General features: G+C 35.5%; 19 protein-coding genes. 9 read left to right on the top strand and 10 right to left on the bottom strand.

The window, feature by feature from the left end:
* Nucleotides 1–73 precede the first annotated feature (73 nt).
* The 4 genes from Q0Q99_RS05660 to Q0Q99_RS05675 are packed head-to-tail and all read left to right on the top strand — an operon-like array spanning nt 74 to nt 4,225.
* Entirely contained in the window at nt 74–2,002 is a 1,929-nt protein-coding gene (locus tag Q0Q99_RS05660; RefSeq protein WP_293892721.1) for a BatA domain-containing protein, read from the top strand.
* Complete coding sequence (locus tag Q0Q99_RS05665; protein ID WP_293892724.1) at nt 1,999–3,252, top strand: dihydroorotase family protein; 1,254 nt, start codon at nt 1,999–2,001, stop codon at nt 3,250–3,252. The genes Q0Q99_RS05660 and Q0Q99_RS05665 overlap by 4 nt, the downstream gene beginning before the upstream one ends.
* Before the next feature lie 5 nt (nt 3,253–3,257).
* A complete protein-coding gene (locus tag Q0Q99_RS05670; RefSeq protein WP_293892727.1) occupies nt 3,258–3,581 on the top strand; it encodes a hypothetical protein in 324 nt (107 codons plus the stop codon).
* Nucleotides 3,581–4,225: an alpha/beta fold hydrolase gene (locus tag Q0Q99_RS05675; RefSeq protein WP_293892730.1), complete on the top strand. Its 645-nt coding sequence runs from the start codon at nt 3,581–3,583 to the stop codon at nt 4,223–4,225. The genes Q0Q99_RS05670 and Q0Q99_RS05675 overlap by 1 nt, the downstream gene beginning before the upstream one ends.
* Before the next feature lie 34 nt (nt 4,226–4,259).
* On the opposite strand, the gene Q0Q99_RS05680 is transcribed toward Q0Q99_RS05675, so the two are convergent.
* From Q0Q99_RS05680 to Q0Q99_RS05690, 3 genes are read right to left on the bottom strand one after another with little or no spacing between them, the layout of a single operon-like run.
* Complete coding sequence (locus Q0Q99_RS05680; RefSeq protein ID WP_293892733.1) at nt 4,260–4,748, bottom strand: hypothetical protein; 489 nt, start codon at nt 4,746–4,748, stop codon at nt 4,260–4,262.
* Between the two features lie 19 nt (nt 4,749–4,767).
* The gene (locus tag Q0Q99_RS05685; RefSeq protein ID WP_293892736.1) at nt 4,768–5,292 is read right to left on the bottom strand and encodes a hypothetical protein; all 525 of its coding nucleotides are present in this window, start codon (nt 5,290–5,292) and stop codon (nt 4,768–4,770) included.
* 4 nt (nt 5,293–5,296) lie between these two features.
* Nucleotides 5,297–6,064 carry an MBL fold metallo-hydrolase gene (locus Q0Q99_RS05690; RefSeq protein WP_293892739.1) on the bottom strand — a complete coding sequence of 256 codons (768 nt, stop codon included), beginning with the start codon at nt 6,062–6,064 and terminating at the stop codon, nt 5,297–5,299.
* A 137-nt stretch (nt 6,065–6,201) separates the two neighbouring features.
* Between Q0Q99_RS05690 and Q0Q99_RS05695 the strand changes: the two genes are divergently transcribed.
* Together Q0Q99_RS05695 and Q0Q99_RS05700 are read left to right on the top strand one after the other, a co-directional pair.
* Entirely contained in the window at nt 6,202–7,668 is a 1,467-nt protein-coding gene (locus Q0Q99_RS05695; RefSeq protein WP_293892742.1) for a TonB-dependent receptor, read from the top strand.
* Between the two features lie 150 nt (nt 7,669–7,818).
* Nucleotides 7,819–8,277 (top strand): PA2169 family four-helix-bundle protein, encoded by a 459-nt coding sequence (locus tag Q0Q99_RS05700; protein WP_293892745.1) that lies wholly within the window; start codon nt 7,819–7,821, stop codon nt 8,275–8,277.
* Between the two features lie 76 nt (nt 8,278–8,353).
* Here Q0Q99_RS05700 and bcp read toward each other — a convergent pair whose 3' ends face one another.
* Nucleotides 8,354–8,806 (bottom strand): thioredoxin-dependent thiol peroxidase, encoded by a 453-nt coding sequence (bcp, locus tag Q0Q99_RS05705; protein ID WP_293892748.1) that lies wholly within the window; start codon nt 8,804–8,806, stop codon nt 8,354–8,356.
* A gap of 47 nt (nt 8,807–8,853) precedes the next feature.
* On the opposite strand from bcp, the gene nth reads away from it, so the two are divergent.
* Nucleotides 8,854–9,513, top strand: a complete 660-nt coding sequence (nth, locus tag Q0Q99_RS05710) for an endonuclease III (RefSeq protein WP_293892751.1) — start codon at nt 8,854–8,856, stop codon at nt 9,511–9,513.
* 17 nt (nt 9,514–9,530) lie between these two features.
* Here the strand turns inward: nth and Q0Q99_RS05715 are convergent, their stop codons facing one another.
* Both Q0Q99_RS05715 and Q0Q99_RS05720 read right to left on the bottom strand, forming a co-directional pair.
* Nucleotides 9,531–9,674, bottom strand: coding sequence for a hypothetical protein (locus Q0Q99_RS05715; protein ID WP_293892753.1), 144 nt, complete (start codon nt 9,672–9,674; stop codon nt 9,531–9,533).
* A 59-nt stretch (nt 9,675–9,733) separates the two neighbouring features.
* Nucleotides 9,734–10,321 carry a sigma-70 family RNA polymerase sigma factor gene (locus tag Q0Q99_RS05720; RefSeq protein WP_293892755.1) on the bottom strand — a complete coding sequence of 196 codons (588 nt, stop codon included), beginning with the start codon at nt 10,319–10,321 and terminating at the stop codon, nt 9,734–9,736.
* 245 nt (nt 10,322–10,566) lie between these two features.
* On the opposite strand from Q0Q99_RS05720, the gene uvrA reads away from it, so the two are divergent.
* Complete coding sequence (gene uvrA, locus Q0Q99_RS05725) at nt 10,567–13,365, top strand: excinuclease ABC subunit UvrA (protein WP_293892758.1); 2,799 nt, start codon at nt 10,567–10,569, stop codon at nt 13,363–13,365.
* Here the strand turns inward: uvrA and Q0Q99_RS05730 are convergent.
* Nucleotides 13,352–14,539, bottom strand: a complete 1,188-nt coding sequence (locus Q0Q99_RS05730; RefSeq protein ID WP_293892761.1) for a M20/M25/M40 family metallo-hydrolase — start codon at nt 14,537–14,539, stop codon at nt 13,352–13,354. The two genes, uvrA and Q0Q99_RS05730, sit on opposite strands and share 14 nt — an antisense overlap.
* A gap of 280 nt (nt 14,540–14,819) precedes the next feature.
* Here Q0Q99_RS05730 and Q0Q99_RS05735 point away from each other — a divergent pair, with 280 nt between their 5' ends.
* Nucleotides 14,820–15,467, top strand: coding sequence for a hypothetical protein (locus Q0Q99_RS05735; RefSeq protein ID WP_293892764.1), 648 nt, complete (start codon nt 14,820–14,822; stop codon nt 15,465–15,467).
* 91 nt (nt 15,468–15,558) lie between these two features.
* On the opposite strand, the gene Q0Q99_RS05740 is transcribed toward Q0Q99_RS05735, so the two are convergent.
* From Q0Q99_RS05740 to Q0Q99_RS05750, 3 genes are all read right to left on the bottom strand, one after another.
* Entirely contained in the window at nt 15,559–17,217 is a 1,659-nt protein-coding gene (locus tag Q0Q99_RS05740; protein WP_293892767.1) for an MFS transporter, read from the bottom strand.
* 22 nt (nt 17,218–17,239) lie between these two features.
* Complete coding sequence (locus Q0Q99_RS05745) at nt 17,240–19,333, bottom strand: glycoside hydrolase family 97 protein (RefSeq protein ID WP_293892769.1); 2,094 nt, start codon at nt 19,331–19,333, stop codon at nt 17,240–17,242.
* A gap of 92 nt (nt 19,334–19,425) precedes the next feature.
* On the bottom strand, nt 19,426–20,643 hold the full coding sequence (locus Q0Q99_RS05750) for an NAD(P)-dependent oxidoreductase (RefSeq protein WP_293892772.1): 1,218 nt from the start codon (nt 20,641–20,643) through the stop codon (nt 19,426–19,428).
* Between the last annotated feature and the right edge of the window lie 214 nt (nt 20,644–20,857).

Raw genomic sequence — 20,857 nt, forward strand, 5'->3', positions numbered from 1 at the left:
TTGGCTTTAATTTTTTTATAAACTGTGACTGAAAACTCAAAACTATAATTATCTTTGACAAACAAAAATAAAAATGCAGTTTAAACACCCGGAAGTCCTTTATTTTCTCTTCTTATTGGTTATCCCAATTCTGGTTCATTTATTTCAACTGCGTCGTTTCAAAAAAGAATATTTCACCAACGTACAATTTTTAAAAGAACTTTCAATACAAACCCGTAAAAGCTCCACCATTAAGAAGTGGCTGTTGCTGCTTACCCGTTTAATGTTGCTTGCATTTTTGATATTGGCTTTCGCACAGCCTTTTTTTGCAGCTAAAGACAGTAAAAAGAACACTAACGAAATGTATATTATACTCGACAATTCGTATAGCATGCAGGCCAAAGGAAAAAAAGGCGAATTGCTGAAACGCGCCGTTCAGGACTTGCTTGAACATACTCCGGAAGCACAAAACTTCTCATTGATTACTAATTCTGATAACTATTGGAATACCGATATCAAAGCCATTCAGAAGGATTTGCAAAACCTTAATTATAGCGCTTCGCCTTTTCGACTGGACAACCTGATTGCAAAAGTAAATGCCCGTAAATCGGCTTTCAATAAAGATATTATCGTAATTACCGATGCAGTAGGTTTGGAAGCAAATCAAACAAAGAGTTTCAGAAAAGAAGATAATGTGTACTTCGTTATTCCTGAAGCGGAGCAAAAGAACAACATTGCCATTGATAGTGTTTACATCCAACAAACATTGGACAGCTTTTACGAAATCGGTATCAAACTATCAGCAAATGGCGAGGACTTCAAGGATGTTCCAATTGCGTTGTACAATAAAAATAAGTTGACAGCCAAAACATTGATCAACTTTGAAACGAATACAAAAACCATCAACTTTACAATTCCGAAGGAAGATTTTCATGGCTATGTTTCAGTTACCGATAAAGGGTTGGCGTATGACAATACATATTATTTTAGTATTTCAAAGCCCGGCAAAAATAATGTTATCAGTATTGGGGACGCGGAAAAGAGTAATTATTTAGCACGGATTTATACCAATGACGAATTCAGTTACAACAATTTTCCGATTGCCAACCTGGATTATAATTTACTGGATAAACAGGATGCCATTGTGCTGAATGAGTTAAAGGAAATTCCGCAGGCGCTGCAGACTACGCTAAAATCGTTTGTCATGAAAGGTGGAAACCTGGTTATAATTCCGGCACAGGAAAGCAATTCAACCACACTTAACTCTTTTGTGGCCAACTTCGGGGCGCTGCAATTTAAACCCGCCGCACAAACTGAAAAGAAGGTAACCAAAATCAATTTCAATCATCCGCTCTTCAGCACCGTTTTTGAAAAGAAGATTGATAACTTCCAATATCCATCAACCAAGATTTCCTTTGGGTTGAGCAGTACAACTCCATCGATTTTGACTTATGATGATCAAAGTCCGTTCCTGACTTCATTACCAAATGACTTATCATCGGTTTATGTTTTTGCGGCCCCAATTAACAAAAGCAATAGTAATTTTCAAAACTCGCCGTTGATTGTACCAACATTCTACAACATGGCGCAGAACGCCCAAAAGACAGGCATAAATGCCATCATAATTGGCGAAGGCCAGGCATTTGTAACGGATGCGGTATTATCAAAAGATGAAATTCTTATGGTAAAAAATAGTGCTGAAAACTTTATTCCGGTGCAGCAATTGCTGAACACAAAAGTTAAGATGAGTTTCAATGACAATCCCGCAATGGCTGGAAACTTTGGTATCTATAACGGTACAAATTTAGTACAGAACATCAGTTTTAATTATAACCGTACGGAAAGTAACTTATCATTAGCCAATCCCGATGCTACGAATAACTTTACCAAAATTGATGATATTGAAACCGTTTTTAATACCATTCAGACTGATAGAACCGACACGCAAATCTGGAAATGGTTTGTGATTTTAGCGTTACTCTTTTTAGCATTAGAACTACTCATTCAAAAATTTGTAAAATGAACCTAATCCTTCGAAAAGCCACGATTATTGACCCGAAAAGCCCGTTTCATAATCAGACAGTTGATGTAAAAATCACTAATGGCGTTTTCGAAAAAATTGGAGTGTCATTACCAAAATCGGAAACACATAAAGAGTTTGAACAGCCTGGTTTACATATTTCCCAAGGTTGGTTTGATACCAGCGTTTCCTTTGGGGAACCAGGTTTTGAGGAACGGGAAACCATTACAAACGGATTGGAAGTGGCTGCAAAAAGTGGGTTTACAGGTATAGCCTTGCAACCCAACTCCTATCCAATTATCGACAATCAATCACAGATACATTTTGTAAAACAAAAAGCAAAAGGTTCTGCAACTGATCTGTTTCCGATTGGTGCTTTGACCAAAGGAAGCGAAGGAAAAGATTTAGCCGAACTCTTTGATATGAAAAACGCAGGAGCGGTTGCCTTTGGTGATTATAACAAGAGCTTGTCGAATGCTAATCTGATGAAAATTGGCTTGCAATATGCACAGGATTTTGATGGATTGGTAATCGCCTATTGTCAGGATGAAAGTATTAAAGGAAATGGTGTTGCCAATGAAGGAATCGTTTCTACGCGATTAGGATTAAAGGGAATTCCCAACTTGGCCGAAGAACTGATAGTTGCCAGAAACCTTTTCCTGCTGGAATATACAGGCGGAAAATTACATATACCAACCATTTCAACAACCAAATCGGTAGCGCTAATCAGAGAAGCCAAAAAAAAAGGATTAAACGTTACGTGTAGCGTTGCTGTGCATCATTTAATTTTAACAGATGAAAAACTGGAAGGTTTTGATTCGAGGTATAAAGTAGCACCACCACTGCGAACTGAAGAAGATAGAAAAGCGTTGCTAAAAGGTATTTCAGATAATACGATTGACTGCATCACAAGTGACCACAATCCAATAGATATTGAAAACAAAAAGATGGAATTTGATTTAGCTAAGAACGGAACCATTGGATTGGAAAGCGCATTTGGCGCGTTGATGACAGTACTCCCATTGAATAAAATAATAGAAAAGTTGACTTCTGGTAAAACTATTTTAAACATTGAAAGTCAAGAAATTAAAGAAAAAAATAAAGCTTCCATTTCCTTGTTCACTACAACGGATAATTGGACTTTTGGCGCAGCCCATATTTTATCCAAATCAAAAAACACGGCTTTCCATGGGCAACCAATGAAAGGGAAAGCAATCGGAATTTACAATCGGGGGGAATTAATTTTATCATAATATTTATGGAGAATATTGAAAAATCGAAAAACACAGCAATTGTTGCTTACTTGACCATTATCGGCAGTGTGGTAGCAATATTTATGAACCAGGAAGAAAATAAAAGCGAGTTTGCTTCGTTTCATATTCGTCAGGCATTAGGATTGTTTATTTCCTTCTTTTTGCTGGGTTATTTTGTAGGTTATGCCAATAGTTGGACAGCGACTTCAGCCTTTTATATTTTTTATTTTATCCTTTGGATTTATGGATTCTCGGGAGCATTGCAAGGTCATAAAAGAGAGTTGCCGGTTGTGGGGTCATTTTTTCAAAACACTTTTAAAACCCTGTAATGAGTTTATCGCTTCACCATTTAGTCAGAGAACCCAAAATAAAGCTGAACAAAAACCCTTTGCTTCTCTTGCTTCACGGTTATGGAAGCAATGAAGAAGACTTATTCTCCTTCGCAACGGAACTTCCGGATGAATACTATGTAATTTCTGCCCGTGCGCCTTATGACATGATGTATGGTAGCTATGCCTGGTATGCGATTAATTTTGATGCCGATGAAAATAAGTTTTCTGACATTGGTCAGGCACAACAATCGAGAGACATTATTGCTGATTTTATTGATGAATTGGTTGCTACTTACCCTATTGATGCTAATAATATAACGTTGATTGGTTTTAGTCAGGGTTCTATTTTAGGTTACGCTGTAGCATTGTCGTATCCAGAAAAAGTGCAGCGGTTGGTTGCCATGAGTGGTTATTTGAATACAGAGATTGCTATAAATGATTTTAAAGGCAATGGCTTTACTAATTTGAAAATCTTTGCTTCACATGGAACCGTTGACCAGGTTATTCCTGTAGAATGGGCACGAAAATCAATACCTGTTGTAGAAAGTCTGGGGATTCCTGTAGTATATAAAGAATATCCTGTTGGTCATGGTGTTACACCGCAAAACTTTTTTGATTTAAAAACCTGGTTACAGTCATAAATAAATAAGGTCTTGAAATTCAAAACCTTTTTTGTTATTGTTCGGTATCCGTCTCTATTTCCTTTTTCCCTATTTCACCATCTCCTGAAAACCTATTTACCTCTCCTTTTTTGAGGACGTAGCCTTTCCAGGGAACAAGTTGCCAATCTTTTAAAACCCATGACTTACCTTCTGCAGCTCTGGTCAAAACTATAGAAGCTGTATCTTTTGGAAGAAAAACTTCAGCCTTACTGGCATCTTCGTTAAATAACACATACGCACTCAGGGTTTCGTCCTGATTATCGGGTTTATCTGTCGGGTTTAATTGAATTCCAGAAAAGCCTTTTACACATTCCTTATTGACTTTTGACCAAACAAATCCGGCAGAAGCCAGGCAACCATTTTCGTCCTTGTCATTAACCAAAGTAGAGTCTTTAGTAGTTGCAGCAACTTTAGGATTATCATCTGCATCATCATTTTGATCGATTAGTCTACATGAACTAACGATTAGCAATAGCATTAAAAGCGTGATGATTTTTTTCATATTTAATTGGTGTTAACTTCTAATTTAGAGCAGCAGGGTATAAATAGGAATTCATTATTTCAAATGAAATACTACCATTCTCTTCAACAAAATATTTCAACAATACTTCGCCCCAAAGCGCTCCGTTACTATAATTTGCAATTATCCAGCGGTGATTTAAAAGTTTTACTTTGTTGATGATAAACTTCTGCTCTCCCATCTTTGCCTGGTCTGTATATTTATTTCCTTCCGGTCTGTCATTATAACTCAACAGCGCTTGCTTTACTTTTTCGGCAAAAGCCGAAACATCATTTATTTTGTTGCTTTCATATAAATAATTTTGTGCCCTGTCATTGTTTTCTAAAGAGAAAGTATTAGCATCATAGAGTTTATCCGATAAGTTAACGATGCTATCCGACAATGCTTTGGAAGTTATCGATAGATTCTCACTAGTTGCTGGTGTTGATTTTTGTTCACTATTTTCTTTTGAAGTAAAATATTTGTAGGTGAAAATATTCATCAGCACCGCAATAATAAAAAGATATAAAAAGAGTGATTTTTTCATAAAACTAAAGCGTAATTTTTAAATTATCATAAGCAAGGAACACATTTTCCGGCAGTCGTTGTTGCACTTCCTCGTGAAAACCCAAGAGATGACTTATGTGTGTCAAATAAGCTCTTTCCGGCTGAACCAAATGTATAAAATCTAAGGCATCCTGCAAACTAAAATGTGTTTGATGTGGTTCTTCGCGCAAAGCGTTCACTACCAATACTTTTACACGTTGGAGTTTTTTAATTTCAACTGTATCGATAGTTTTTACATCGGTTAAATACACAAAATCCTGAATTCGATAACCAAAAACCTGGAGGCTTCCATGATTGACCTCTATAGGTGTAACTTCTGTTTCTGCTATCTTAAATTTTTGATTATTATTTACAGCAAAAGTCTGAACTCCGGGTGCCCCTGGATATTTATTTTCGGTTTCAAAAATATAATCAAACCTCCTATCAAGATTTTCTAAAACCCGAGGATGTGCATAAATTGGAATATCGCTCTTTTGTTTAAAAAAGAATGGACGAATATCATCCAATCCAGCGGTATGATCAGCATGTTCATGTGTAAAAAGTAGTGCGTCGAGTTTTTTGCAGCCTGAAATCAGCATTTGCTGCCTGAAATCGGGGCCACAATCAATGACTACTGAACTATCTTCCCATGTAATCCAAACGGAAACGCGTAATCGTTTATCTTTCGAGTCGGCACTTTTACAAACAGGATGATTGCTTCCTATAACAGGAATGCCTTGTGAAGTCCCGGTACCAAGAAAATAAACTTGCATTATAGCACGATTTTTGATGTTCCTTTTTAAGTACTTATAAAAGTAATTTTTTTAATATAAATAATTACAAAAAATAGGAGTTAATTCTCTTTTATAAAAATAGTATTTTAGTAACTTTGCAAAGTATTAAACATTTTATGGAGAAATCTGAATCATATATAAAATTAAAAGGAGATAAAGTCATCGAGCAAGTCCCTTCATTGAAGGATAAGGCGATGAGAATAAACTTCAACGAAAACATCTACGGAACTTTTGCAGAGATTGGCGCTGGTCAGGAAACCGTAAGACATTTTTTCAGGGCCGGAGGTTCGTCAGGAACCATTGCAAAAGCAATGTCTGCTTACGATAAAGATTTTAGTGACGCTATTTACGGTATTGAAGATGATGGTAGATACGTGACGGAAAGCCGTTTAAAAAACATGTTAAGTCACGAAGTTGAATTGATTGAAAAACGATTGAGTAGAGATAAACACCCAAACAAAATGTTTTTCAGTTATGCCAATACCGTTTCGACTATTGATTTTGCAAAACAATTCAAAGGCCATGGCTGGGTTGGAATAAAATATCAAGTTGAAGCTGAAGAAGATTATAACGAAATAACATTACACATACGTTTCAAAGAAAATGATGCCCGATTGCAACAAGAAACCCTGGGAGTACTTGGCGTTAATTTGATTTTTGGTGCTTTTTATAAATATAATGACCCTAAAAAATTGTTGCGTTATTTATATGACCATTTAGACAAAGATCAACTTGAGATTGATACTATTAACTTTTCAGGCCCGCGTTTTGCCAATGTTGATAATCGATTGATGAGTTTGCAATTAGTTAAAAATGGTATGACCGATGCTGTGATGTTTGGTCCGGACGGTCAAAATATACTTCCCGCTTCCATCCTATACAAAAAAAACATTCTAGCATTGCGAGGAAGTTTTCGTCCGGTTACTCAGGTAAATATGGATATGTATGAGAAATCATTGAAAATGTTCTTGGAAGAAAGTAAAGTTGAAAAAGAAAATGCTTTAGTAGTTTTTGAAATTACCTTATCAAATTTACGTTCTGAAGGCGAAATTGATGAAAGAGATTTTATGGACCGGGCCGAATTATTATGTTCGCTTGGTCAAACAGTAATGATCTCTAATTTTCAGGAATATTATAAAGTAGTCGAATATTTTGCAAGTTATACTAAAGCCAGAATGGGATTGGCAATGGGAGTGAATAATTTGATTGACATTTTTGATGAAAAATATTACCGTCATTTAAGTGGTGGTATTCTAGAGGCATTCGGAAAATTATTCTATCGTGATCTAAAAGTTTTTCTGTATCCAATGGAAGATGAAACCGGAGAAATTGTTAATTCGCAAAACCTAAAAGTACATCCGAGGATGAAAGAATTATACAAATTTTTTGCCTATAATGGAAAGGTAGTTGACATCACTGATTTCGATAAAGAACATCTCAAAATTTTTTCTCGTGAAGTTTTGAAAATGATTAGCACTGGAACTCCGGGTTGGGAAAAACTACTTCCGGAAGGAATTGGAGAAATTATAAAAAGACACCAACTTTTTGGTTATGACCCAAATCGCGTACTGCAGAAAACCTAAAAAGTGATTTATAAATAAAAGTCCGGATTGTGAGAACAGTCCGGATTTTTTATTATCAGCAAATCATGTAACCAACCGGGAAGATTCTGTAACACATTTATCTCCTAAGAAGCCCAAATTTGTATTTTACTAATTAAATAAATTAATGTTATGGAAACTGCAAAAACAACAGATGTACTAAATGAACTGATAACCATAAACAACGATAGAATTGAAGGTTATCAAACTGCTTCAGATGAAACAGAAGAGCAAGATTTAAAAGCACTATTTTCTCAATTTATTTCAACCAGCCTAAAATGCAAAAGCGAATTGGTAAGTGAAGTAAGCCAACTTGGAGGAGAAATAGCCGAAGGCACTAAAACATCAGGGAAATTCTTCCGGGCATGGATGGATGTCAAAGCTGCCTTAACTGGAAAAAACCGCAAAGCAATTCTTGATTCGTGCGAATATGGTGAGGATGTTGCTGTAGACACTTATGAAAAAGCATTAAAGGATGACTTGGAAGAATTGACATCACAACAACAAAGCATGCTTAGAGCTCAATATTCAGCCATAAAAGCCGACCACGACAAAGTAAAATCCATGAGAGATGCTTTATTGAATTCATAATACAACTAAAATTGCTATGAAAAGGAAAAATTCCGATAGGCTACCTGTCGGAATTTTTTAAATAAACACCAACGTTTTATTTTAGAATTTGGGGCGCATGTGCCTTTGTTTTTACTGCTGTAATTACTTCATCTATTATTCCCTGTTCATTGATGACGAAAGTAGTTCTGTTTATTCCGTCATATTCTCTTCCCATAAATTTTTTTGGTCCCCAAACGCCAAAAGCTTCAATGACCGACTTATCCTCATCTGCCAATAATGGAAACTGAAGTTTAAATTTGCTTTTAAATTTGGTCTGCGCTTTAGCACTGTCAGCGCTTACGCCAAGCATTTCATAGTTATTAGCTTTAAAACGCTCAAAATTATCCCTCAAGTCACAAGCTTCAGCCGTACAACCTGGTGTGTTGGCTTTAGGGTAAAAGAAAACCACTAATTTTTTTCCTGTAAAATCTTCAAGTTGATGGAATTTATTGTCTTGATCAAATCCCGAAAAATCAGGTGCTTTATCTCCTTTTTGAAGTGTTGTCATTTTTTGAAGTATAAGTTTTATAAATTTACATTCAAATTTAGACTAAAATGAACAAAAAGGAACGTGCAACATTTGTTATAAATACGTTAAAAGAAAAATATCCAGAGATTCCAGTTCCGCTTAATCATAAAGATCCATATACTTTACTCGTTGCTGTTTTACTTTCCGCTCAATGTACCGATGTTCGTGTAAATCAAATTACACCTATCTTATTCGCCCGAGCGGATAATCCATATGACATGGTGAAACTTTCAATAGAAGAAATCCAAGAAATCATTCGTCCCTGTGGACTCTCACCAATGAAATCTAAAGGTATTCACGGATTGTCGGAAATAATAATAGCAAAGCATAATGGAATTGTGCCACAATCATTTGAAGCGCTCGAAGAGTTACCTGCTGTCGGACATAAAACAGCAAGTGTGGTCATGTCGCAAGCTTTTGGAGTTCCTGCATTTCCTGTTGACACGCATATTCACCGATTAATGTATCGCTGGAATTTATCTAATGGCAAAAATGTAGTACAGACCGAAAAAGATGCTAAGGCTATTTTTCCAAAAAAATTATGGAATGAACTGCACCTCCAAATTATTTGGTACGGCAGAGAATATTCACCAGCAAGAGGCTGGGATATAGAAAAAGATTCAATTACTAAATTGATTGGTAAAAAATCGGTATTGGATGAGTATTATAAAAAAACATCCCGATAATTATACCGGGATGTTTCTTAATTAGCAATGAGATCAAAGTTCATATTACCAATCTTTACAATATTTAATGCACAAGAATATTGAAGGATTAAACGAATAGTTTCTTTTTTAGGTAACATTTTTTTTGGTGCTAATTTTCTTTTAGAGTAAAGTTTTGCCATATAAAATGAAGTTGGTTTTAAATGTTTATATAATAACGCAAAAAAGTTTTCTTTATTGTTTAAGAAGGCAAATAAATTTTATTTTTTTCTATAACCTTTCTTAAATTAGTAATGGCATAACGCATTCTTCCAAGAGTTGTATTAACACTTACACCAGTAAAATCAGCTATTTCCTTGAAACTCATGTTTGAATAATAACGCATCATTATTACTTCTTTTTGATCATGAGGCAATTTTTGAATAATCATTTTCAGATCAATATCGACCTGGTTTTTTATTAATTTATTTTCAATATCAAGAGAGTTGTCTTTTATATTGGAAAAAATAGAGAATTCTTCGGTATCTCTTTTTAGAGGCATTTTTTTATCATTACGGAATTTATCAATTATCAGATTACTGGCAATGCGTAAGACCCATGATAGAAATTTTCCTTCCTCATTATAGAACTTTTTAGTTTTTAGCGTATGAATGACTTTAAAGAAAGTTTCCTGAAAAATATCTTCCGTTAAATCTCTATCAGAAACTTTTGAAAAGATATATCCGTAAATTCTGGATTGGTGTCTGTCAATTAATAAAGCAAGAGAATTTTCATCGCCAGCGATGTAGTTATTAACCAATATTGCATCAGAAAGTGTTGATTTCGCCATAATATTACCTTTTAGTAAGGGTTAAAAAAAGATTTTTTAATCTAAAAAGTAATAGTTTTCTATAGGCAAAAGTTCTTTGTGTGAGTTAATTATAAATCAAATTTAACACAATTTTCATAGAAAACAAGTTTTTTACAAAAATTTAGACAAACTTAAGATAATCATCGATGAAAACCATTCCTTTTATTTTACGTTTTAATTGCTTAGCCTAATTGATTACCTTTGCAACCTGAAATTGAACAAGCATGAAATCTACTGAAATTTCCACCTTAGAACCTAAAAAAAACATCCTGATTAAAGGTGCGCAAATCCATAATTTAAAGAATTTGGATGTGGTCATTCCTAGAAATGAATTAGTTGTAATTACGGGACTTTCAGGTTCGGGGAAATCAAGCTTAGCTTTTGACACGCTTTATGCTGAAGGGCAACGGCGTTATGTAGAAAGTCTATCTAGTTATGCACGCCAATTTTTGGGCAGATTAGACAAACCAAAAGTAGAATACATCAAAGGGATTGCGCCAGCCATTGCTATTGAGCAAAAAGTGAATACTACCAATGCACGTTCGACCGTTGGAACTTCAACTGAAATTTATGATTATTTGAAACTCCTTTTCGCTCGAATTGGTAAAACTTTTTCACCAGTTTCCGGCAAAGAAGTAAAAAAAGATACGGTTACAGATGTGATTGCTAAAGTTAAAACGTTTGCTTTAGACAGTAAATGGTTGCTCCTCTCACCTATTCATTTGGAACAGGGAAGACAATTGGAAGACAAGCTAAAGGTTTTATTACAACAGGGTTTTGCGCGGATATTAGTCAACAATGAAATGGTGCGCTTGGATGAAATCGACCAGCATTCTTTCGATAACAAAGACATTTTATTGATAATAGATAGAATTGTAGTCAAAGAGGAAGAAGAATTCTACAATCGATTGGCAGATGCAACACAAACTGCTTTTTTTGAAGGCAAAGGTGTTTGCTATTTGCAGGAATTAGACACTAATAAGCGCTTGACTTTTAGTTCTAATTTTGAATTGGATGGCATTACCTTTTTGGAACCAAACATTCATCTTTTTAGTTTTAATAATCCTTATGGAGCCTGTCCAACATGCGATGGATACGGAAACATTATTGGCATTGACGAAGAATTGGTTATTCCAAATACTGCTCTTTCTATTTTTGAAAATGCTGTATTTCCCTGGCGTGGTGAAAGCATGGGCTGGTATCGTGATCAATTGGTAAACAATGCATATAAATTTGATTTTCCCATACACAAACCTTATTTCGAATTAACCGACGAACAAAAGGATTTGGTTTGGAAAGGAAACAGTTATTTCACTGGATTGGACGATTTCTTTGCGGAATTAGAAGCCAAAAATTATAAAATCCAGAATCGCGTGATGCTTTCACGTTATCGTGGTAAAACCAAATGTACCACCTGCAAAGGCAAGCGTTTACGTAAAGAAGCGAATTATATTTCTGTAGGTGGAAAAACCATTTCCGAATTGGTTGACATGTCTATTAAGCGTCTCATTCCGTTTTTTAGTGAACTAAAACTTTCAGAATACGACCAAAAAGTAGCCAAACGATTGCTTTTAGAAATCAATAACCGCCTGGCTTTCTTAAGCGATGTGGGCTTGGATTACCTAACTTTAAATAGAAACTCGGCAACACTTTCCGGTGGTGAATCGCAGCGAATTAATTTGGCAACGTCACTTGGTAGCAGTTTGGTCGGCTCGATGTATATTCTTGACGAACCAAGTATTGGCTTGCATCCAAAAGATACTGAGCGTTTGATAAAAGTTTTAAAAGACCTTCGGAATTTGGGTAATACCGTTATTGTTGTGGAGCATGACGAAGATATTATGAAAGCTGCGGACAGAATTATTGATATCGGTCCGGAAGCCGGAACTTTCGGTGGCGAATTGGTTGCCGAAGGTTCGTTTGCCGAAATCCTGAAAGCCGACTCTTTAACGGCTAAATATCTTAACGGCGAATTAGAAATTTCGATTCCGAAAAAAAGAAGAAAATCTAACAATTTCATTGAAATAAAAGGTGCTCGCGAAAACAATCTGCAAAACGTAGATGTTGTATTTCCTTTGGAAAGTCTAACCGTAATTACAGGCGTTTCCGGTAGTGGAAAGAGTACGTTGGTAAAGAAAATTCTATTTCCAGCCATGCAGAAAAAGCTAGAAGGCATTGGTGACAAAGCAGGGCAGTTCACAGAACTATCAGGAAGTTTTTCGCACATTGGACACATTGAATACGTTGACCAAAATCCTATTGGAAGAAGTTCACGTTCAAATCCTGTAACCTACATTAAAGCCTATGATGACATTCGGGATTTGTATGCCAAAGAAAAGTTATCCAAAGTTAGAGGTTATCAGGCCAAGCATTTTTCTTTCAATGTTGATGGTGGACGATGCGAAACCTGTAAAGGTGAAGGTTCAATAAATGTAGAAATGGTTTTCATGGCAGATGTTTCTTTGCCCTGCGAAACCTGTAATGGTAAACGTTTCAAAAAAGAAGTGTTGGAAGTAGCCTTTGAAGGCAAAAATATTGACGACATTTTAACGATGACAATTGATGATGCCATTGCCTTTTTTGGCGAAAACAAACAAACCAAAATCATTCAGAAATTACAACCTTTGCAAGATGTGGGTTTAGGATATGTACAATTAGGGCAATCGTCTTCGACACTTTCCGGCGGTGAAGCACAACGGATAAAATTAGCGTCGTTTTTAGTAAAAGGGGTTACCAAAGAAAAGGCATTGTTTGTATTTGATGAACCAACCACGGGTTTGCATTTTCATGATATTAAAAAACTATTAGCTTCATTTGACGCATTAATTGAAAAAGGACACTCAATTATTGTCATTGAACACAACTTGGATTTGATAAAATGTGCTGATTGGATAATTGATTTAGGGCCGGAAGGTGGGGAAAATGGCGGACAACTTCTAGCAGTAGGAACACCCGAAGAAATTGTAAAAAACAAAAAATCCGTTACCGGGTATTATTTAAAAGATAAAATTATTCTACGATAATTTTTTTGATGATTTTTTTAGTTGACGTTTGCAAAACGGCTAAATATATTCCTTTTGATAAACCATCTAAAGAGACAGACTCTATTAAATGGGCATTTTGAATTTCTTTTTTGAATACTATTTTTCCCTGAACATCAACCATTGAAAACGAATAATTAGCTTCAGCTATTGTGCCCATATTTATATTCAAAGTGTCTTTTGCAGGACTTGGATAAAAGCTTACCTGACTATCATTTTGAAATTGGTCGTTTCCCAAAGCCGAAGTCGCTGCCACAGCGAAATGCATAGTAGCTCCAATTGTAGCTTTGGCAACATTATAATTATAAACGGGATCCATATAAATTAACAAATCGGTATTGGTATGTTTATGCGATGTTTCATGGGTTTCAAAAAGCCCGGTAATGATTTCATTATTACTTTGAAACGACATATAATCCGAAGCATATGCATATGAAAGATATGTGTTTAGAGGAGAATATAATTCGACACAGGTCATCAATTCGTTAGTCATAGTACTTGATTGTTCATTATTGGTTGAAGGAGAATTGTTAGTATCCCTTTCGCAGGTAATAGTATTATTAATCAAACCTGCAACACCACCAACTTCATCTAAATTTAAAACCAAACGAATATCCATTTTTGGTGTAGTTCCATTTACAATTGAATTCACAAAATGTTTACTACCATATAATCCGTCTTCTTCCCCACTGAAATTGATAAACTTTATAGAGTATTCTGTTGGAATATTTTGCAATAATCGTGCGGTTTCCAAAATACATGCTACACCACTTCCATTGTCATTGGTTCCTGTGCCACCAATAGAATCATAATGGCCACACACAATTACAAATGTATTGGGATAAAGGGTACCAACTTTGGTAACAATAAGATTTTTGCAAATCGACGGTGAACCAGTGTAGGTATACGAATCCTCCTGAATCTGATTTGCTGTATAACCAAATTCAAGGTATTTGCTTTTCAGCCAATTTAAAGTATTTTGCAAAGGAGTTGTTCCTCTTCTTTTTAATCCTAAAGATTCAAATGTTGTTAAACTATTAGAAATATTTGCCTGAGAACATTGCGCTACTATTGAACCATAATAAGGAACATATGACTGACCAAAACCATTGGTGGTGAACAAAAGCAAGAGAAATATAAGTAGTAGATTTTTCATTGAAGACTGATAAAATATGTTTGCTTGGGGTAATAAATTTATAACAAATGTATTAAAAATAAAATAAACTTCAATTACTACTGAAATTAATTTGAGGATATTGGCTCAAAATTCAAATTTTAATACGTTGATTATCTATTCGTTACAATAAATTAATTTAATCTTAAGAATTCAACTTAGTACTTTGGCACAACAATTGACAAACCTTAATCAACAAAGAAATTTTGTTCGAAGATGCTGAAAATCGAAAGAGTAAGCAAAAACTCAAATTAAAATGATTATGAAAAAAATTACCCTTTTAGTAGCTAGCATTTTACTGGTTGGTGTAGTGAATGCATCAGAAATAATCAAAAAATCTGATGAAGAAAAAAGAATGAGATTTAGCTTTGATGAGCCAATCTCATTTACTGAGCGAGGAATTGAGTTTTTCGTTTTTCCAAATGGAGAATTTGATTTTAACACGCGTCCCGAAGATAGTCAAGGCGACTATTTTTATAAAGGCGCGGGCAAAAGAAGAACTAAAGTTCAGGTAGAAAGACCAATGAATTATGGTACACGAATTGAACATGATAGTTTTGGTAGAGTAAGGCGAATTGGTAATACGTTTATCAATTATGATAACAGAGACAGAATAAGCCGCATTGGAAGTGTTTATATGAAATACAATAGAACCGCCCTTACCCAAATTGGAGGAATGAGAATTGTATACAACCGATGGGGTGAAATTATTGATACCATTGGAAGTATTAAAGGATACAGTAATTCCGGATATGCTTACAACAATCACAATCATTACGAGGATGATTATGGTTGTGATTATAATTATAACAATTACTATACAGTCTCAAACAATAATGACAGCGATTCTTACTATTACAAAACTGATGGTACGAAAGCAAAAGTTGAAGACGATAAAGAAAAAAAATAAGTTAAGTTGGTTTTGGTTGGTTAGGTTTTGATGAGAAAATCCCGCAAAGTTGAAAAACAATGCGGAATTTTTGATTTACATATTTAGAAAGTTAATGACTTCCTTCAGCATCCATTTCTATAGCATCAACATCAATGTTTTGTTTTTTTAAAATACCTTTTACCAAAAAAGCAAACAAAGTCAGATAAGCAAAACAGACAACCGTAATAATATAGGATTGATGAATTCCAATAATATCAGATAGTTTTCCCTGTATTGGAGGAATAATTCCACCTCCTAAAATCATCATAATTAAGAAAGCCGAGCCTTGAGAAGTATACTTCCCTAATCCAATAATAGACAAACTAAAAATAGCAGGCCACATAATACTACAAGCCAAACCTCCCGCAAGGAAAGCATAGATAGCTATTATTCCTGATGAAAATAGACCAACGAACATGGCTATCATCCCAAAAGTTCCAAAAATCATCAGTGTTCTTGCTGGTTTGTCTTTACTGAAAAAGAAAGCCCCAATTTGAATAAACACACAGAAAACATAATAATACAAAGGTTTCATATCTTTTCCCGAAAGAATATTAACGCCAAGAATAACACCAAAAGCAATCAACGGAATAATTATCATTGCTATAGTTTTATTAATTCCTTTAAGGTTAAAAACACTAATTGCTCCTGCCCAACGGCCAATCATTAAACTTCCCCAATACATCGAAACATACGGAGCAATGTCTGAAGACCGCAAACTCCCAAATTCCTTTAAATTCAATAAACTCCCAAGATTGCTTCCGATAGCTACCTCTACTCCAACATAAGTAAAAATCGCAAGCATTCCCAAAACCAATTGAGGATATTGCATCGCACCCCAACCTTCAGCCTTTTTTTGGGCCGACGTATACGAAAACAATATTCCTCCAACAACAACTGCCAATGCGCCAAATAACCAATACATTCTGTAATGTTCCAAATCTTGCATCGCTATTGCATCATAAGCGGCAGTATCTATTTGATACGTTTTAAATATTGGAATAAAACATCCCGCCAATAAAATGGTCATAATTACTAATGCCCTTAATGCTTTATTGGCTTTTTCGATGGGTTCTACTGACTTTCCATCAGGTACTTTTTTAGAGAAGAAAAACATTGCTGCTGCTGCAATAAATAGTAATCCAACACCAACATAAAGAATCACTACTTTACTTAATTCCAGGCTTTTTATCTGATCTTCTGATACTGATGCAGCAGTTCCGAATAAGGCTAAAGCCACTACAATCGGACCAATCGTTGTTCCAAATGAATTAATCCCACCGCCAAGATTTACCCTGTCGGCACCCGTTTTTGGATTTCCTAACGAAATTGCAAAAGGGTTTGCCGCGGTTTGCTGTAATGAAAATCCGAGTGCAACGATAAATAATCCTACCAACATTCCCGCATACATATTGGCTTCAACAGCGACAATCATTGCTCCTGCTCCAAGAGCCGAAAATAATAATCCGTAAACAATGCTTTTCTTGTAACCCCATTTTCCAACTATGTCTTTTCCGCTGCTGTTTCCAAAGGCAAAAAGCAACAAAGCTCCAACATAATAAGCAGTGTAAAAAGCAAAGTCAACCAACTGTGATTGAAATTGATCAAGCGAGAAATAACTTTTGCAAAAAGGAATAAAAATACTATTCCCGGCTGCTATAAAACCCCAAAAGAAAAAGACCGTAATTAGGGTATATAATGCAGGATAATTGGTTTTAGTCGTACTCATAGTTATAGTTTTGGTTGATTAGTTAATTAGGTTGAAAAGAAATTGCTGTGCCGCCACCTTTAGCCAAATGTAATTTAATTTTTGATTTAGAAGTGACTTGTACTGTTTTTATAACATATGACTTTGGGTTTTTCTCCCAATCAGCATCAGCCCCATCCTCATAAATTGTGGCAGTATATTTTTTATTTGGCGAAAGAAAATCTAATTTTATTTCTGTATTTCTGGCATTCTCGTCAGTGATGCCTCCAAGGAACCATTTCTCTGAATGCTTATCTTTTCGGGCAACCGTCAAATAATCCCCGGGTTCTGCTTCTAAATATCTACTGTCTTGCCAATCTACCGCAACATCTTTTATAAACTGGAAGGCATCAATATACTTTTCATAATTCTCAGGCAAATCAGCTGCCATTTGCAGCGGCGAGTACATTGTAACATATAACGCTAATTGTTTCGCCAAAGTGGTATGCACCTGTTCTTTCTTGGTTTTATCATAAGCGCTCATTTTGATTTCGAAAATCCCCGGTGTATAATCCATTGGACCGCCCAATAATCTTGTAAAAGGTAAAATGGTTTCGTGCATTGGCGGGTTTCCATTACTCCAGGCATTGAATTCATTCCCTCTTGCCGCTTCAGCCGCAATATAGTTTGGATACGTTCTGCTGTAACCTGTCGGACGCGAACTTTCATGTGAGTTTACCATTAATTTGTAAACTGCAAACCGTCGTGCCACAAAGTTGAAATGATTAACCATCGTTTGGCCGTCATGAAATTCACCACGTGGAATAATTCTACCAACATAACCCGACTTCGCAGCTGGATAACCGTACTGTTTCATCAAGTCTAATGCTCGGTCCAAATGTCTTTCATAATTAGCCACAGAACCCGAAGTTTCGTGATGCATAATCATTTTAATTCCTTTTGATTTGGCATAATCAGTAACCGCTTTTAAATCAAAGTCAGGATACGGCGTAGTGAAATCAAAAACATCTTCCTTCCAATTGCCAAACCAATCCTCCCAGCCTACATTCCAGCCTTCGACTAAAACACCGTCAAAACCATTTTTTGCAGCAAAATCAATATAACGCTTGGTATTTTCGGTTGTTGCTCCGTGTTTTCCGGAAGGCTTCAACTGACCGTCAGCTGCATTTTGTGCATTTTGCGAACCGGCATAATCCCAAGTGGATTTTCCAACATGCATTTCCCACCAAATACCAACATATTTCATTGGCTTTATCCACGCAGTATCCTCAATTTTACAAGGTTCATTTAAGTTTAAAATCATTTTCGAACTCACGATATCTCTAGCGTCATCACTCATCATAATGGTTCTCCAAGGCGAAACACAAGGTGTTTGTAAATATGCCTTATCGCCTATGGCATTCGGAACTAAATGGGATTTCAATTTAAATTCATTTGGCACCAAATCCAGATGCATTACGGGATAATTGACAACAGCTGCTTCAAAAATATTAAGATAGACATTATCAGCAGTTTTCATCATAAGGGGAGATTGTACCACATATTTACCTGCAATACTTTTCAAACCAATTCCGTTATTTAAGTCGATTTTTTCAGTGTTTATTTCGGATAGTTTAGTTTCGTTATACGCATATTCCTGACTGTCAAAATCACCCGGAATCCAAAATGCCTTATGATCTCCAGTCAAATTAAACTCAGAAACTTCGTCAGTAACGATGAAATAATTTAAGTTGGATTGTTTTGGAAAATCATAACGAAAGGCAACACCTTCATCAAAAACCCTGAAAATGATATTTATTTTTCTGTCGGCTAACTCCTGGTATAGTGCAATAGTTAATTCGTTATAGTTGTTATTAATATGGGATTGTTCTCCTAAAACAGGCTCCCAGGTTTCATTAACATTTCTTTGCCTTACGCTGTCTATTCGAAGGTTACCATCTAAATCACGCGCAGCTTTCAGTTTTACGCCCATATAACTTTTAAGTACAACTGGTTTGTTTTGATAAGAGATTTGATAAGTTGGCTTTCCATCTGATAAAGCGAAATTCAATGTGATTTTTTTTGAAGGCGATTGAATACTTTGCGAGTGCACCTGCAATCCTAAAAACAGTAATCCGATGAAGGCAAATCTTTTCATGAGAGATAATTTTGATAAATATAATAACTTTTAAAAACAAAAAATCCCGAACGAATCGGGATTATTATATAGTTATCAACTTAAGATTCTTATCAACTGTGAATGCCATTCCCTTCAACATAGTCTTGAAGATAGGCAAAACGTGGTGTCAGCTTTCCGTTTTCGGTGATTTTGGCTCTAGCGAGAATTCCATCTTTATCGTTATTGAAAAAAGCCGGTATAACATGTTCCATAAACATTTCACCGAAACCTTCACTGGCATCTTTTGGCAACTCACAAGGCAAATTATCTACAGCCATGACCATTATGGAACCAGGATGCGTGTAAGGAACTTCTTTGTTGTCGATTGGCAAATAACCATAAAATGGCTCCGCAATCGTTGATGATCTTGTGGTGCAGGAAATTGGCCCGTCCACATCGCAGGAAATATCGGCTACTACTTTTATCTTGCAATCTGCAGCCTGAAGCATTTCAAGCGTAAGAATATCGGGCGAACCGTTTCCGTGGAAATGACCTGCCATGAAAACATCAGCAACTTTAGTAAAACGTTCGAAATCTGAGGTATAATCTTGCGGATTTTTATAGAAATCATTATTGCTTTCTGGCGCTTTTCCGTCTAATCGTTTATTATAATCCAAAACATCAATTTGAGTGTAAACAGCCTGTGAGTAAACTTTATTTAAGAAATCCTCAGGAGAAACCTGTTTTAATTTCATGCCGTCAAGAATCTCTTTTGCGCCCATTCCTACTTTACCATGACCGGTTAGAACGATTTTAATGTTGGGCAAAGTTTGTCTTTTCAATCGCGCAATCAAATCTTCCTTCGTTTGTAAAGTCTCGGCTTTAGGAAGATTGAATAAATCATATTTTATTCCGAATGCCCTGAAACCATTATAGGCACCAACGATTCCGGCATAACGGCCAAAGCCAATCAAGCGCCTGTTAGTTGCATCAACGATAGTTTCATGATCATATAACTCAATATTTTTATCGAGAATGGCCTGCAGCAATTTTCGGTTATGAATTTGCTTTTTAATGGTATGCGAAAAGAAAAAATACTTCTTATTCGGAATCAAATAATCAACCGGAATCTCCTTTACACCAAAGAATACATCACAATCGGAAATATCGTCAGCTACCTCAATGCCTACCTTTTTATAGGCATCATCAGTAAAAACCCTAATATCAGAACTTTCCACTTTTATAAAGGCTTCGGGATGCTCGGTTTGCAAACGGACTAATTCTTCCGGAGTAAAAACTACTCTTCTATCGGGTGGATTTTTTCTTTCTTTAATAATGCCAAACTTCATGTGCGCTTTTTTGTGATGCCAAAAGTAACGGTAACGAAAACGTTTTCAAAACTTTTTTTTTAAAAATAACGTTGAAGCGGTTTTATACTTTCCATTGATTACTACATCTTTATAAATTTGTCATAAAAAATTGTGAAAAACCTGTTGATAGCTTTCTTAAAAAGTAACTTTATACCCTTTATGAATAATTATATTTGTTTTTCAATATTATTAT

This window comes from Flavobacterium sp., assembly GCF_025352425.1.
Classification (GTDB): domain Bacteria; phylum Bacteroidota; class Bacteroidia; order Flavobacteriales; family Flavobacteriaceae; genus Flavobacterium.